Origin of the sequence: Paraburkholderia solitsugae, assembly GCF_013177695.1 — a bacterium.
Taxonomy (GTDB): Bacteria; Pseudomonadota; Gammaproteobacteria; order Burkholderiales; family Burkholderiaceae; genus Paraburkholderia; species Paraburkholderia solitsugae.
In genome coordinates, this window is record NZ_WOEY01000065.1 from 1 (window position 1) to 15,106 (window position 15,106).

13 protein-coding genes, 1 pseudogene and 2 riboswitches are annotated in these 15,106 nt (G+C 63.2%); of the genes and pseudogenes, 9 read left to right on the forward strand and 5 right to left on the reverse strand.

Going from position 1 to position 15,106, the window contains the following annotated elements:
- On the forward strand, positions 1–214 hold a 214-nt coding region (locus tag GNZ12_RS43935), incomplete at its 5' end, for a hypothetical protein (protein WP_216673230.1).
- Positions 215–601: 387 nt separating this feature from the next.
- Positions 602–1,024, forward strand: a pseudogene (locus tag GNZ12_RS15815) (allophanate hydrolase-related protein); the annotation flags it as partial.
- Positions 1,025–1,057: 33 nt separating this feature from the next.
- On the opposite strand, the gene GNZ12_RS15820 reads toward GNZ12_RS15815, so the two are convergent.
- The 4 genes from GNZ12_RS15820 to GNZ12_RS15835 form a co-directional block, all read right to left on the reverse strand.
- Positions 1,058–2,101 carry a rod shape-determining protein gene (locus GNZ12_RS15820; protein ID WP_028194510.1) on the reverse strand — a complete coding sequence of 348 codons (1,044 nt, stop codon included), beginning with the start codon at positions 2,099–2,101 and terminating at the stop codon, positions 1,058–1,060.
- A gap of 121 nt (positions 2,102–2,222) precedes the next feature.
- Positions 2,223–2,585, reverse strand: coding sequence for a hypothetical protein (locus GNZ12_RS15825; RefSeq protein ID WP_172311314.1), 363 nt, complete (start codon positions 2,583–2,585; stop codon positions 2,223–2,225).
- A gap of 179 nt (positions 2,586–2,764) precedes the next feature.
- Positions 2,765–3,844, reverse strand: a complete 1,080-nt coding sequence (locus GNZ12_RS15830) for an ABC transporter substrate-binding protein (protein WP_235993756.1) — start codon at positions 3,842–3,844, stop codon at positions 2,765–2,767.
- 173 nt (positions 3,845–4,017) lie between these two features.
- Positions 4,018–4,153: riboswitch (guanidine-I (ykkC/yxkD leader) on the reverse strand.
- A gap of 121 nt (positions 4,154–4,274) precedes the next feature.
- On the reverse strand, positions 4,275–4,643 hold the full coding sequence (locus GNZ12_RS15835) for a helix-turn-helix domain-containing protein (RefSeq protein WP_074287501.1): 369 nt from the start codon (positions 4,641–4,643) through the stop codon (positions 4,275–4,277).
- Positions 4,644–4,799: 156 nt separating this feature from the next.
- Between GNZ12_RS15835 and GNZ12_RS15840 the strand changes: the two genes are divergently transcribed.
- Both GNZ12_RS15840 and GNZ12_RS15845 read left to right on the forward strand, forming a co-directional pair.
- Positions 4,800–5,717: a sugar phosphate isomerase/epimerase family protein gene (locus GNZ12_RS15840; RefSeq protein WP_172311316.1), complete on the forward strand. Its 918-nt coding sequence runs from the start codon at positions 4,800–4,802 to the stop codon at positions 5,715–5,717.
- A gap of 50 nt (positions 5,718–5,767) precedes the next feature.
- Positions 5,768–6,832 carry an isopenicillin N synthase family dioxygenase gene (locus GNZ12_RS15845; protein ID WP_172311318.1) on the forward strand — a complete coding sequence of 355 codons (1,065 nt, stop codon included), beginning with the start codon at positions 5,768–5,770 and terminating at the stop codon, positions 6,830–6,832.
- A gap of 31 nt (positions 6,833–6,863) precedes the next feature.
- On the opposite strand, the gene GNZ12_RS45045 is transcribed toward GNZ12_RS15845, so the two are convergent.
- Complete coding sequence (locus tag GNZ12_RS45045; protein ID WP_268959035.1) at positions 6,864–6,992, reverse strand: hypothetical protein; 129 nt, start codon at positions 6,990–6,992, stop codon at positions 6,864–6,866.
- A 269-nt stretch (positions 6,993–7,261) separates the two neighbouring features.
- Positions 7,262–7,419: riboswitch (guanidine-I (ykkC/yxkD leader) on the forward strand.
- Positions 7,420–7,476: 57 nt separating this feature from the next.
- Here GNZ12_RS45045 and GNZ12_RS15850 point away from each other — a divergent pair.
- The 5 genes from GNZ12_RS15850 to GNZ12_RS15870 are packed head-to-tail and all read left to right on the forward strand — an operon-like array spanning position 7,477 to position 15,046.
- Complete coding sequence (locus tag GNZ12_RS15850) at positions 7,477–8,232, forward strand: urea amidolyase associated protein UAAP1 (RefSeq protein WP_172311320.1); 756 nt, start codon at positions 7,477–7,479, stop codon at positions 8,230–8,232.
- 11 nt (positions 8,233–8,243) lie between these two features.
- On the forward strand, positions 8,244–8,900 hold the full coding sequence (locus GNZ12_RS15855; protein ID WP_172311322.1) for an urea amidolyase associated protein UAAP2: 657 nt from the start codon (positions 8,244–8,246) through the stop codon (positions 8,898–8,900).
- Positions 8,897–12,520 carry an urea carboxylase gene (gene uca / locus GNZ12_RS15860; protein ID WP_172311324.1) on the forward strand — a complete coding sequence of 1,208 codons (3,624 nt, stop codon included), beginning with the start codon at positions 8,897–8,899 and terminating at the stop codon, positions 12,518–12,520. Before GNZ12_RS15855 ends, uca begins: the two co-directional genes overlap by 4 nt.
- Positions 12,517–14,088, forward strand: coding sequence for an allophanate hydrolase (atzF, locus tag GNZ12_RS15865; RefSeq protein WP_172311326.1), 1,572 nt, complete (start codon positions 12,517–12,519; stop codon positions 14,086–14,088). The genes uca and atzF overlap by 4 nt, the downstream gene beginning before the upstream one ends.
- Positions 14,075–15,046, forward strand: a complete 972-nt coding sequence (locus tag GNZ12_RS15870) for an ABC transporter permease (RefSeq protein WP_172311328.1) — start codon at positions 14,075–14,077, stop codon at positions 15,044–15,046. Before atzF ends, GNZ12_RS15870 begins: the two co-directional genes overlap by 14 nt.
- Positions 15,047–15,106 lie beyond the last annotated feature (60 nt).

Genomic DNA, 15,106 nt, shown 5'->3' on the forward strand with positions numbered 1-15,106 from the left:
TCTGAGAACGGTACGGGAGGGGGTGGGTTGCCAGCAACCAAGTATTTGGTCGATTCTTAGAAGATGGAGTGAAATGGTCTTTTTTGTCTGCGCGGCGCTTGTTCGGCTGTTTACCTACGGCGTTGGCCTTTCCTTGATTTGTTATTGGATTATTAGCGTTGCCCCTGTGCGGGGCGGGCACCTACTTTTCTTTGCCTGCCGCAAAGAAAAGTAGGCAAAAGAAAGCGGCTCAACCCGCTAGCTCATAAGCGGGTCCCCTGGGTTGCAGGGGGTAGCGGAACATCTGGAATCTGTGCTCTCGCACATTCGGCGTCAGTGACAAAGCCGTCATTCTTCCGGCGGCGCTGCGCGCGCCGTAGCCTACTTCATAAACCGCCCGGTGCGCTTTGGTCCTCGCGTTGGCCTATGCGTTATGTGGAGTTGTAGTTGACGTTTTGTTTTGGTCGGGCATCATCGTAATTGCAGTTTCAGTTCCGTTGCTGAGCGCAAAACGATCCCAGCACGTTGCGTGCGTTTCAGATCCCTGTCATTGCCTGTATTCAAAATCGAACTCAAGGAACAACACGTGCCGGGTAACCTGGATCAAGTCGCCACGGGTTCTTTTCAGGAACCCACCGTCGCGCTCGCGGTGGTCGGCGCGCATCTGCGCGGGCAACCGCTGAACTGGCAACTGCAGGAAGCCGGCGCGCGCTTTATCGAAGCCACACATACTGCCCCCTGTTATCGGCTTTACGCACTCGCCGGCACACAACCACCGAAACCCGGGCTGGTCCGCACGACCCACAAGCCAGGTGCGCCAATCGCTGTCGAAGTCTGGGAAGTGCCATTGCGCACCTTCGGCAAATTCGTGATGGACGTGCCCGCGCCGCTCGGCATCGGCACGCTGCAACTCGCCAGCGGGCTCGCCGTGAAAGGCTTCATCTGCGAGCCGTCCGCAGTCAGCGACGACAGTGGCGCGACGGAAATTACCTCGTTCGGCAGCTGGCTCGCCTATCTCGACAGCCTGAAGGCTGATGCGCGCTAATCCTCGATCCGGGCGATTAGCGCTTCGTCAGCCTCACTCGTAAGAGAAAGCCCCGCCGAACTTATCCATTCGCTCCAGCGCCATCCCCGAGCCCCGCACCACACAGGTCAGCGGCGCTTCGGCGACGAATACCGGCAGGCCGGTTTCTTCCGCGAGCAGGCGGTCCAGGTCGCGCAGCAAGGCGCCGCCGCCCGCGAGCATGATGCCGCGCTCGGCGATGTCAGCGCCCAGTTCCGGTGGCGTCTGTTCCAGCGCGATCTTCACCGCCGAGACGATCTGATTCAGCGGATCGGTGAGCGCTTCGAGAATCTCGTTGCTGGATACCGTGAAACTGCGCGGAATGCCTTCGGACATATTGCGGCCCTTGACCTCCATCTCCTTGACTTCGGAGCCCGGAAACGCGGAGCCAATTTCCTTCTTGATGGCCTCGGCAGTCTGTTCGCCGATCAGCATCCCGTAGTTGCGGCGAATGTAGTTGACGATCGCATCATCGAACTTGTCACCGCCCACGCGCACCGAGCCCTTATAGACGACGCCGCCGAGCGAGATCACGCCCACTTCGGTCGTGCCGCCGCCGATATCGACCACCATCGAACCGGTCGCCTCGGACACGGGCAACCCGGCGCCGGTGGCCGCGGCCATCGGCTCTTCGATCAGATAGACCTGCGAGGCACCCGCGCTATGGGCGGCTTCCTTGATTGCCCGGCGTTCGACCTGAGTCGACCCGCACGGCACGCAGATGATGATGCGCGGCGACGGCGCGAACATCCGCGACTCGTGCGCCATCTGGATGAAGCGCTTGATCATCTGCTGGGTAATGTTGAAGTCGGCGATCACGCCGTCCTTCATCGGGCGGATTGCCTCGATATTGCCCGGCACCTTGCCGAGCATCTGTTTCGCTTCCTTGCCGACGGCCAGAATGATCTTCTTGCCGTTCGGGCCGCCTTCCTGACGAATCGAGACCACCGAGGGTTCGTCCAGCACGATACCCTTGCCACGCATGTAAATGAGCGTGTTCGACGTGCCGAGGTCGATTGCCAGGTCGTTGGAAAAATAGCCGCGCAAAAAACCGAACATGCAAATTCCTGTCGTACTGATGCCGGGCGTGTGAACACGCCGCTTGGGAGTGCCGCCCAGGGGCGGCAGGCGACCAGGTGGTGGTCGGGAGAGAGGGAAGAATAACAGCTTCGGGCGGGGGCTACTTTGGCGGGCGCGCTCGCAGCGAGTTGTCGGCCTGCCATTTGATGCGTTCGCAATTGCCTTTGACCCGCGCCGCGAATTCCGACGGGGCGTTGAGTTGCAGCGAGCGCATCTGGATCGCATCGCTATCCCCGCGCCGCCAACCCGTCTGCCAGCGCGTATCGAACTGGCTGGCTTCGGTGAGAACCTTGCCCAGCTTCTCCTTGTACTGCGCGACTTTCTCTGCGGATTCCCCGCAGAATTCCTGAGCAAAGCGGGCACGCTGGCCTGCGGCTTCCGCGCTAGCGTTGGCGCTGTCCTCGCTGGCTAACGCCGGCCGTGGCTGGGCCAGCAGCAGAAGCGACAAAAACAGCGCCAGCATGGGTGCCAGCGCGAGCAGGGCGTGATGGCAAGACCGGTTTTTATACACGATAGGCTCCTTGTGGCCGTCCTCCGGCGCCGCAACGAATCGCGTGAGTTGGGCGGCAGCGCCTGCTGCCGCCCATATTACCGTGCCTGGCCACCGGTGCAGGCCGGCCCCGTCAGGTCATCGCAAGGTCCTTAAGGCGCGTTGGTCAGCGCCGGGTCGAGATAGGCATTCACGTTCTGCGATTGCTTGTAGACCGCGTTGCGCACGTTGAACTTGTCCGCGTTCACGCTCGATCCGTACACCGAGTCCAGCCCGTCACCCTTGATGAAGGCTTTCCTGGCCGCCGCCGCGTCGAGCAGGTGGGTCCCTTTCAACAACGGCAGATACTGGGCCGGCGTCAGGCCGACGCGCGCGGACATGATCTTCACGGCGTCCGGTTGGGTCTTGGGATCGTTGATGTAGGCCACGCAGCGATACCAGACCTTGATCACCTTGGCCCAATCGGCCTTGCGCGACTGCAGACTGACCGGATTGACCGTGATCGCGTCGTAGATCAGGCCCGGTGCGTCGGCCGAGGTGAAGATCGGCCGTGAGCCCGGCACGCGCTTGAGTGCTTCGCCCGCGTTCGGTTGCCATGCGCCGACCGCGGCGACGTCGTTGGACGACGCCAGCACTTGCGGCAACTCATTCGTCTTCGCGTTGACGAGCGTGATGTCCGATTCCTTGAGCGCATGCTTCTCGAGCGCCGTGTCCAGCAGCAGGTGATCAACGAGACCCATTTCGACACCAACCTTTTTGCCCTTGAGTCCATTGACCGTGCGAATCGGCGGCTTGGCCACGATCATGTCGTTGCCGCTCGAGTAATCGGTCAGGAGGATCATCACGTTTTTGGCGCCGCTTGCGCCGGTGACCAGCGCATCGCCGTTGGTCGCGCCGACTGCGTCGAGCTTGCCCGCGGAGAACGCATCGAGCGAGGCCGAGTAGTCGAACCATTGGAAATTGACATCCACGCCGGCCTCCTTGAACCAGCCTTTGTCGATGGCAATCTGGAAGGCGACGAAGCCGGGCCAGTCGCTATAGCCGATAGCAAGGGGCGCAGCCGCTTGTGCGGGGGTGGCACCGAAACCGGCGAAACCTATAGCAAGCGCAGCGGCAGCGCCGGCGACCGCGCTTCGCACACGGCGTGGCGAGGCAAGGCTGCTCAGTGAGGTATGGGACGTGGGGGACCTAAGGGACCTAAGGGACGTACGGGCGGATTCGAAGCGTTTCATCGTTTTCTCCAGGAGACCGGTCAATTGCGATTGTTGAGTTGGATCGCGCGGCGACTGCGCGATAAAACAACATGACCGGTCCCCGCGAGAATCCGAACGGTGCGGACACTGCGCCAAAACTGCGGGAGACAAACGCCGGCCACGGAGAGGCACGATAGGCATCGCTATCGCCAATCTCCCGGGCTTTTGTCCCGCCGTGTAGTACAACAGTCACTCGTTCCCGGATCAAGCCCGAGTCGAACGAACCGGTGCACCGGGCTGCTCTCGGACCAGACATTCTTGCGAACCGGAACCCTAGCATCCCTAAGATGCGACGCTGCCGCACCTCTCGGCGGACAATCAAGCGAGAAATATGCCAGCAGCGAACTGCGCGATGCCTCGAGACGCTGTTATGCGAACGCATCAGCGCAAAGACGGCACTCAACAAGGTTCAATCCAGCGCGGCAAAACGGTGATGCACGTAGGCGAGAAACTGCTCGAGGCGCTCCTCGATCGAGGCCGCGAGACTGATCCGCTTGATGCGGCGATCCGCTTCGGAACTCGTCTCCAGCAGCCAGCCGGCGTCGATCAACGCCTGCACGTAACGAACCGCAGTGCGGCGGCTAACGCCAGGCATGAAATCGTAGAGCGCGGTCTTGGCGAAGTCGTTTTCCGGCTCCACCCACATCCGGCAAAACAGATCGCTGTAGTTGAGGTCGTTCAACCCCAGGTCGCCGAAATGCGACGACCACTGCCAGTCCATGTCGAGAATGGCGCGCGCGACGGCTTGCCCCTTGTGACGCGCAAGTTTCTTCTTCATCGATTCACCATGAGGAGGAGGGCTGCACAGTTTAAGTGCTAATCGCGCCGGAAATCGGGCGCGCCAAAATTATGCACGGCGACACAAAGCGTTTTTATTGGCGAGGTCATTTCGTGTGTACCATTGCATGCAATTTTGCATGCATTTGGAGGGGCGATGAAATTCGAACTGTTCAAGACGTTCTGGGGATTCGACGGTGGTCCGCATGATGCCGCGCCGCTGGTGCGCGCTGCCGGCTTCGACGGAATCGAAGCGCCGGTTCCCGTGGGTGGGGCGGAGCGTGACGCGTTTGCGCAGGCCATTGCCGACGAAGGTCTCGGGTTCATCGCGGAGATCACGACGGCGGGCAGTTACGTGCCGGAACGGTCTGCCACGCCAGCGGACCATCTGCGCGACCTGGAGGAAAAGATCGTGTGGGGCAAGCCGCTCAAGCCACGCTTTTTCAACGTGATGGCAGGCTGCGACGCGTGGCCGGCCGCGACACAGGTGGATTTTTTCGCGCGTGCGGTGGAGATCGCCGCGAAGCACGAGGTGACCTGCAGCTTCGAAACGCATCGCGGCCGCTCGTTCTACAACCCGTGGATTACCCGCGATGTCGCGCGTGCCGTACCGGCGCTCAAGCTGACTTGCGACTTCAGCCATTGGGTGTCGGTGTGCGAGCGTCTGCTCGACGGCGAATGGGACACGATCCTTGAGCTTGCGCCGCATGCGCATCATCTGCACGGGCGTGTAGGCTATCCGCAAGGTCCGCAGGTTCCGCATCCAGCTGCCCCCGAGTACGCAGACTGCCTCGTCTCGCACCAGCGGATCTGGGAGGCGCTGTGGAGCGCACAGATCGACAAGGGCTACACGACCACGACGATGACGCCGGAGTTCGGTCCCGATGGTTATCTGCACACGCTGCCTTTCACGAATGCGCCGGTGGCCGATCTGTGGGAGATCAACACGTGGATGGGGCGCGAAGAGCGGCGCCGTCTCGCGGCATTTCTTGCCGAACGCGAGGCGCGTGGCGCGAAGCGAACCGAAACGCCTCTAGCTGCGCAAAACACATTCGCGGACTCGATCGCCCATTGAACCGCAACACGTATAGGCAAACCTCAGGCTAACCTCACCAGGCCAACCCCATGAGCCCAACCCACACCCACACCCGATTCGACCGCCTGCCCATCGTCGACGTCAGCGGCCTCTTTAGCGATGACCCGGACCAGCGTCTCGCGACCGCCCGCGAGCTTGACCGCGCCGCGCGTGACGCGGGGTTTTTCTACGTCACCGGCCATCAGGTCTTGCGCGCCCAGCAAGCTGCACTAGTAGAACAGGCAAAGCAGTTCTTCGCCGCCCCCAACGACTGGAAGATGCGCTATTACATCGGCAAATCGACCGCGCATCGTGGCTATGTACCTGAAGGCGAAGAGGTTTTTGCCGGTGGCAAGCGCGACAGGAAGGAGGGGTTCGACACGGGCCGGGAACTGCCGCCCGACGACCCCGACGTCAAAGCCGGCACGCCGATGCTCGGGGCCAATATGTGGCCAGAGCAGTCAGGTTTTCGTGAAGCGATCGGCGGCTATTACGAATCGGCGTTCGCGCTCGGCCGCGCTTTGTTCCGTGGCTTCTCGCTCGCACTCGGCTTGCCGGAAACGCACTTCGACAGGTATTTGCAGAAGCCGCCGAGCCAGTTGCGCCTGCTTCACTATCCCTTCGACCCGTCCGCGGAGGACCGGCCGGGCATCGGCGCGCATACCGACTACGAGTGCTTCACGATCCTGCTGCCGACAGCCCCCGGCCTCGAAGTGATGAACGGCGAGGGCGAGTGGATCGATGCGCCGCCGGTCGACAACGCGTTCGTCGTGAACATTGGCGACATGTTGGAGGTGTGGACGGGGGGCACCTACGTGGCGACGTCACATCGCGTGCGCAAGGTGAAGGAGGAGCGCTACTCGTTTCCGCTCTTCTTTGCGTGCGACTATCGCACGGTGGTGGCGCCACTGCCGCAGTTCGCGACACCCGAAGCGGTGGCGAAATACCCGCCGGTATCGGCGGGCGACCATCTGTTCGCCCAGACGGCGCAGAGCTTTACCTATCTGAAGCAGCGTATCGAGCGCGGTGAACTGGCATTGCCGGAAGGGGCAAAGGGTTTGGCGAGCTTTGGGCAACAGGCGCGTTATGCGGGCGCTGAGCAGGATGTTGCTTGAGGGAAAGGTTCGCGACCCCGGCGCCGCTCGCTTATGAGCGGCGCCGTTGCTTTTGCAGTTCGATGAAACGTGCCGACATCAGCGTGTAGAGCGTGCGGCGAAGCGTGGCAAGCGTAAGCATGGTCGAATGATCGAGGTGATGAGCGTGGCGTGATGTCACGCACACACCGTGCCATCGTGCAGAGCCGCTACGCGGCGTGAGACACGTGAGCGCGCAGCCCAATCATGGTGCTTCGCGCATTCAACTGGTGCTGATTCGCCCTCAGCCGTGGTGCGTGCGCAACCAACCCGATCAAGCGGCGGTTGCGCGCATTGCGCCGCTGACAGCGCTCAATCCCTTGCCACCCTGCGCTTGCAGCATCCGAAACATGACGCTGGCACGCAACTCGCTTAGCTATGCAGCGAGAGGTGCGAAGTAATTTGCATCATCTTCAGGATCGCTAGGGTTCCGGTCGTAGCGCTTTAAAGGCTTTTAGATGGCTTTGAGGCGCGCACACGATGTCTGGTCCGAGAGCAATCCGGTCTTGCCGTTCACCTTCTTTCAAGGCGCCGGCGAGGCTCCACGGAGGGATAAAAGCCCGGGAGGTCGCGATGTCGGTCAATCGCCCTCTCATGCTTTTTCCCAACCGATACCTGGAGCCTCCATGTCGACGCAAACCTCAGTCGATCTCGCACCGATCCCGCATGTGTTGTGGGAAACGGTGATTCCCGCCGGCACGCACTGGTCCGGCGTGCTGCGCCGTGGCGTAGCGCTGCGCATTGTCGATGCCGAGGGCGGCGCCAATCTGGCCGCCGTGTTCTACCGGCATGACGAGCCGCTCGAACGCTACAACATGGCCGATACGCTGAAGGCGCAGCACACCGCGCATCTGACGCGCGGCCACGTGCTCTATTCGGATATGGGTCGCGTGCTCGCCTCGATCACGGCCGACACGCTCGGCTGGCACGATCCGCTGGGCGGCCTTGGCGATGCCGAACTGTTCGCGAGCAAGTACGGCGAAGCCCGCTATCAACAACACCGCAATGCGATGGTCCGCAACGGCCGCGACAGCCTGCTGCTCGAACTGGCCAAACACGGTCTGGGCACGCGTGATCTCGTTGCCAACATCAACTTTTTCAGCAAGCTCGCCATCGGCGAGGACGGCTCGCTTAGTTTCGTGCCGGGCCATTCGAAAGCCGGCGCGGCGTTCGATCTGCGTTTCGAAATGGACACGCTCGCCGCGTTCTCGAGCGCGCCGCATCCGCTGAATCCTTCCTCCGAATACGAACCGAGGCCCGTCAAGCTGATCGCGTACCGCGCGTATGCCACCGACGCCTCCGTGCCGGCCGACGATCCCTGCCGCTCCGCCTGTCCCGAGAATGAGCGCGGCTTCGTCAACACCGATCGTCTGTTCGTTTAAGGAGACCCGCGATGCCCATCATCGAAAGCAAGCTCGACATCCGTCACGCGGTCTACGACCTCACGCTGCCGTCCGGCGAACCATGGCTGCATGAAATCAAGCGCGGCCAGCTGTTCCGCATTCTCGATCTGGAAGGCAATCAGGCCGTCGACACCCTGTTCTACAACAGCGCCGATCTGCTCGAACGCTACAGCGCGCAGGACACGATTCGCGCGCAACGCAACCTCTATCTGTCCGCCGGCAGCGTGCTGATGTCGAACCTCGGCAAGCCGATGCTGACCCTCGTAGCGGACACGTGCGGGCGCCACGACACCCTCGGCGGCGCCTGCGCGGCCGAGAGCAACACGGTTCGCTATGCGCTCGACAAACGCCATATGCACAGCTGCCGTGACAGCTTCCTGCATGCTATTACACATTGCACGTGTGGCGTGGGCACGCAGCTCACCAAGCGCGACATCGTCAGCAATATCAACTTCTTCATGAATGTACCGGTGACGCCGCTCGGCAAACTGACTTTCGAAGACGGCATTTCGGCGCCGGGAAAATACGTCGAGATGCGCGCCGAGATGGACGTGACGGTATTGATCTCGAACTGTCCGCAGCTGAACAACCCGTGCAACGGCTACAACCCGACGCCCGTGCGGCTGACCATCTGGGACGCCCAATGACATTCGACAAAGTCCTGATTGCCAATCGCGGCGAAATCGCCTGTCGCGTGATTCGCACGCTCAAGCGCCTCGGCATTGCATCGGTGGCGGTCTATTCGGACGCCGATCGCCACGCCATGCATGTGATGCTCGCCGACGAAGCTGTCTGCATCGGCCCGGCGGTGGCGGCCGCCAGTTACCTGAATAACGCAGCGATTCTCGAGGCGGCGCGCGCGACCGGCGCGAATGCCGTGCATCCCGGCTACGGTTTTCTCTCGGAGAATGCCGCGTTCGCGCAGGCATGCGAAGACGCGGGTATCCGCTTCATCGGGCCGCGCCCCGCGCAGATGCTTGAATTCGGCCTGAAGCACACGGCACGCGAGCTCGCGAAAGCGAACGACGTGGCGTTGCTGCCGGGTACCGGCTTGCTGCCCGATGTTTCAACCGCGTTAAGCGAGGCCGCGTCGATCGGCTATCCCGTGATGCTGAAAAGCACCGCGGGCGGCGGCGGCATCGGCATGTCGCTGTGCCGCGATGCGGCACAACTGGAGAGCGTGTTCGCATCGGTGGCGCGGCTAGGCGAGGCCAACTTTGCGAACGCGGGTGTCTATATCGAGAAGTTTGTTGAGAACGCGCGCCACATTGAAGTGCAGATTTTCGGCGACGGCCGTGGCGGCGTGATTGCGCTCGGTGAACGCGACTGCTCGGTGCAGCGGCGCAATCAGAAAGTGATCGAGGAGACACCCGCGCCCGGGTTGACGCAGGCGGAACGCGCAGCACTGCACGCGAGCGCCGTGCGCCTCGCGCAGGCCGTGAAGTACGAATCCGCCGGCACGGTCGAGTTCGTATTCGATGCCGACACGCGGCATTTCTATTTCCTCGAAGTGAACACGCGGTTGCAGGTCGAGCATTGCGTCACGGAGGAGGTGACGGGCGTCGATCTGGTCGAGTGGATGATTCGCCAGGCAGAGGGCAAGCTTGCCCCGCTCGACACGCTGGTTCCGACGCCCAGCGGGGCGAGCATTCAGGTCCGGCTGTACGCGGAAGATCCGCACAAGCAGTTTCAGCCGAGCGCGGGTGTGCTGACGCATGTCGCGTTCGCCGCCGATGCACGGATCGACACATGGGTCGATGCAGGTACCGAAGTCAGCGCGTTCTACGACCCGCTGCTTGCGAAGATCATCGTCAAAGGCGCAACACGCGATGCCGCGCTCGCTGCCATGCGCGCCGCGCTGGCGCAAACACAGCTCTACGGCATCGAGACGAACCTCGACTATCTGCGCGCCATCGCCGGTTCGGCGACCTTCGCGCGAGGCGAGCAAACCACGGGCTTCCTCACGCGCTTCATGTTCGCGCCGCACACCATCGACGTGCTCGACGGCGGCGTGCAGACCACCGTGCAGCAAACGCCGGGACGGGTCGGTTACTGGGATATCGGTGTGCCGCCGTCTGGTCCGATGGACGATCTGTCGTTCCGGCTCGCCAACGAACTGCTCGGCAATCCGGCCGACGCGGCGGGACTCGAATGCGCGATGGTCGGCGCGACGCTGCGCTTTAACACCGCAACGTTGTTAGTGCTGGGCGGCGCGCCGCTCGCCGCCACACTCGACGGCCAGCCGGTGACCCTGTGGCAGGTCACGCGCGCACCGGCGGGTTCGGTGCTCAAGCTCGGCGGCGTGACAGGCGCCGGTATGCGTGCGTGTCTCGCGCTCAAGGGCGGCCTGCAAGTGCCGGATTATCTGGGCAGCAAGGCAACCTTTACGTTGGGCCAGTTCGGTGGTCACGCGGGGCGCGCCTTGCGCAAGGGCGACGTGCTGCATCTCGCCGCCGACGCAGGTCGTGGCGAAGCGGGCGCGCAACTCGATTCAGCGCGAGTGCCGGTGCTGACGCACGATTGGGCTCTCGGGGTGCTCGACGGTCCGCACGGTGCGCCGGACTTCTTCACGCCCGATGACATCGCGATGCTGTACGGCACGCGCTGGACCGTTCACTACAACTCGAGCCGCACAGGGGTCCGGTTGATCGGTCCGAAGCCTCAATGGGCGCGCACGGACGGCGGCGAGGCGGGGCTGCATCCGTCGAATATTCACGACAACGCGTATGCGGTCGGCGCGGTCGATTTCACGGGCGACATGCCGGTGATTCTCGGCCCGGACGGTCCGAGCCTCGGGGGGTTTGTCTGTCCGGTGACCGTGGTGAGCGACGAGTTGTGGAAGCTCGGTCAACTGCGGCCGGGGGATACGGTGCGGTTCGAACCGGTGCGCGCGCAACAGTCGCTGACGGCATCCGCGCCATCAGCCGTATCCGCGGGGAGCGCGACCCTCAGCGCGCACGATTGCATCCTCTACAGCGATCCATCAGCAGGCGAGGGGACAGGCGTGGTCTACCGCCGCTCCGGCGATCGGAACGTGCTGGTCGAATACGGCCCGCTCATGCTGGACCTGAATCTGCGCTTTCGCGTGCATGCGCTGATGAGCTGGCTCGATGCACACCGGCTGCCCGGCATCGTCGATCTCACGCCGGGCATCCGCTCGCTGCAGGTGCATTTCGACCACCGCACGCTCTCGCACGACACCTTGCTCGCGCATCTTCAGCAGGCCGAGCGCGAATTGCCCGCCGTCGACGACATGCGCGTACCCAACCGCATCGTGCATCTGCCACTGTCATGGGACGACCCGTCGACGCGGATCGCGATCGAACGTTATATGCAATCGGTGCGGCCCGATGCGCCGTGGTGCCCGAGCAATATCGAGTTCATTCGCCGTATCAACGGTCTGGCTAGCATCGACGACGTGAAACGCATCGTGTTCGACGCGCGTTACCTGGTAATGGGTCTCGGCGACGTCTATCTCGGCGCGCCGGTGGCGACGCCGCTCGATCCACGTCACCGGCTCGTCACGACCAAATACAACCCCGCGCGCACCTGGACACCGGAGAACGCGGTGGGGATCGGCGGCGCCTACCTCTGCGTGTATGGCATGGAAGGGCCCGGCGGCTATCAGTTTGTCGGCCGCACCGTCCAGATGTGGAACCGCTATCGCACCACGCGCGAGTTCGAAGCCGGCAAGCCGTGGCTGCTGCGGTTTTTCGACGAAATCCGCTTCTACGAAGTCAGCGAGGCCGAGCTTGCCGAGTTGCGCACCGACTTCGTCGCGGGCCGGGCGAGTCTGAAGATCGAGGAGTCGGTCTTCGACCTCGGTGCGTACAACCGCTTCCTGAAGGACGAAGCGGAATCGATCTCCGCCTTCAAGCACGCGCAACAGGCGGCGTTCGACGAAGAGCGCGAGCGCTGGAATGCCGCCGGGCACGCGGAGTATGTCGGCGAGCCGGCCAGCGACGCGGATTCGGCTACCGGCAACGGGACGCCCGACGCGCTTGCGGCGGGTCAGCAAAGCATTGTCGCCGACGTCTCAGGCAGTGTCTGGAAACTGCTCGTCAGCGAGGGAGAGCGTGTGAGCGAAGGGCAGGTGGTGGCAATCGTGGAATCGATGAAGATGGAAGTGTCCGTTGCCGTCACGGAAGACGGTGTGATCGAAACGATCGATTGTGTGGCCGGCGCGGCGGTCGTCGCGGGTCAGCGGTTAATGGTGCTGCGGGCCGGCATTGCGGCCGGCGCCACAGAGGAGGCTACGTGCAAATGAAACAACACGATGATCTGTTCGAATCGATGTCGATTGCAGCGCTGCAGTCGCGTTACCGCGATGGCAGCCTCACGCCGGCGCAGTTGGTTGACGCCATTGCCGCGCGCACCTCGGGGGACGATCCTCATCACGCGTGGATTCGACCGCTGAGCCGCGACGAGATGATGCGCTACGCCGATGCACTCGGAGGCCTGGAAGGTGTGGATAGGGAGGCACTCCCGCTCTACGGCATTCCGTTCGCGATCAAGGACAACATCGATCTCGCCGGGATCCCAACGACAGCCGCGTGCCCCGCGTATGCCTACACGCCCGACAGAAGTGCGGCGGTCGTACAGCGTCTGATTGCGGCCGGTGCGATTCCAATCGGCAAGACCAACCTCGATCAGTTCGCAACCGGTTTGTCCGGGCAGCGTTCGCCGCACGGCGCATGCCGTAACGCCCTCGACCCGCGATACGCGTCGGGGGGCTCCAGCTCCGGCTCGGCGGTGTCGGTCGCGCTCGGCCTCGCGGCGTTTGCGCTGGGCACCGACACCGCCGGCTCGGGACGGGTGCCGGCAGCATTTCATGGCCTGCTCGGACTGAAGCCGACCAAGGGTGTGCTGAGCACGCTCGGCGTGGTGCCGGCCTGCAAGTCGCTCGACTGCGTGTCGATCTTCGCGCGCTCGGCGAACGATGCGCAACGCGTGTTCGAGGTGGCGCACGGCGTTGCTGAAGACGATCCGTACGCGCGCGAGTTTCAGCCGCTCGATCAGCCGGGGCCGCTGCTGCAGTCGCCGCCACGCTCGCTGACTCTGACGGCGCGCGCATCAGCGCCGCGGGTTTTGCCACCGTCGTTACGCGGCGTGCGCTTCGGCGTGCCGCGCGCCGACCAGCTCGAATTTTTCGGCGACAGATCCTACGCCCAGGCCTTCGACGCGGCGCTGACACGCTTGCGCGAAGCCGGCGCCGAGCTGATCGAGATCGACTTCGAACCGTTCCTTGCCACTGCGCGGTTGTTGTACGACGGGCCGTGGGTGGCCGAGCGGCTCGCCGCGCTCCGCGAGTTCGCCGACACGCAGCCGGACGCGTTGCATCCGGTGATCCGCGAGATCCTCGGCGGCGCGGCACGTTGGAGCGCCGCCGATGCGTTCGCCGCCTTCGACCGCCTTGCCGTCCTGCGCATGCAGGCTGGCCGGGTGTGGCAGCAGATCGACGCGATCGTCACACCGACCTCGGCCACGACGGCCACCGTCGACGAACTCGAAGCGGATCCGATCCGTGTCAACTCGCGCTTCGGCTACTACACGAACTTCGTCAATCTGCTCGACCTGTCCGCACTCGCCGTGCCGGCGGGTGTCTGCGCGAGCGGCGTGCATGCCGGGTTGCCATTCGGCGTGACCTTCGTCGGTCGCGCGCATCAGGACCTCATGCTGCTCGATCTGGCGCGTGCATGGCTCGGTGAAACGGCACCCGGGCAGAGCCGTGCGAATGCGGCCTCATGGTCCGCAGGCGGTGCTCGGAATGCGAACAATGAAGGCGAAAGCGGCGCGACCGAACACTGCCTCGGAGAATCCCATGACCGTTATTAACAGAAGCGACTGGTTCGCGGTGCGCCGCGAACTCTCCGTACGCGGCAAGTGGCTATTGGGCCTCGGCTCGTTTTTGTTGCCGCTTCTCGTATGGTCCATCGTCAGCTACGTGCCGTTCGTCTGGCATCCGCAGGTGCTGATCGAGAGCCCGGGCAGTGTCGACTATTTCCAGCCCGGCATGCGGGTCGACAAGGACGTGTTCGCCGACGAGCTGAGTCATGCGCGAGTGGGTCACACCGACTTGCCGACCGGCGAGCCGGTCAACCCGGTGTACCTGCCCGCGCCCCACGAAGTGCTGCGCGCGTTCTACACCGCGTTCACGACGCCGCCCGCGTCGCGCGACGGCGTGTGGTTGCATCAAAGCCTGTGGCACAGCATCCAGGTGATCTTCTGGGGCTTTCTGCTGTCATCGGTGATCGGTGTGCCGATCGGCATCGTATGCGGTACTTACAGCGCGATCGCACGGCTGCAGGAGCCGTTTTTCGAGTTCTTCCGCTACTTGCCGGCGCCCGCGTTCGGCGCACTGATGGTGGCGATTCTCGGCATTTATGACGGCCCGAAGATTGCCATCATCGTGATCGGCACGCTGTTCCAGCAGGTGCTGATCGTGGCGAACACCACACGCAAGCTGGAGTACGGCCTGTTCGAAGCGGCCATGACGCTCGGCACGAAAAAACTCAAGCTGCTCACGCATGTGGTGATTCCTGGCATCCTGCCGGACCTGTATCGCGACCAACGTATTCTGCTCGGCTGGGCATGGACGTATCTGATCGTGGCGGAACTGGTCGGCACCAGCTCCGGCATTACCTGGTACATCACGCAGCAGGCGCGGTATGAGCATTTCGACAACGTCTACGCGGCGATCATGATGATCGGGATCATCGGACTCGGCACCGATCTCGTGCTGGCCTATGTCGGCCGCAAGCTGTTTCCGTGGGACCGCACGCTCAAAGCGTAGCGGATCCGTTCGCGCTACGGCCTGTTGCCATCTATTGCACCGCACTGCACCGCACTGCAC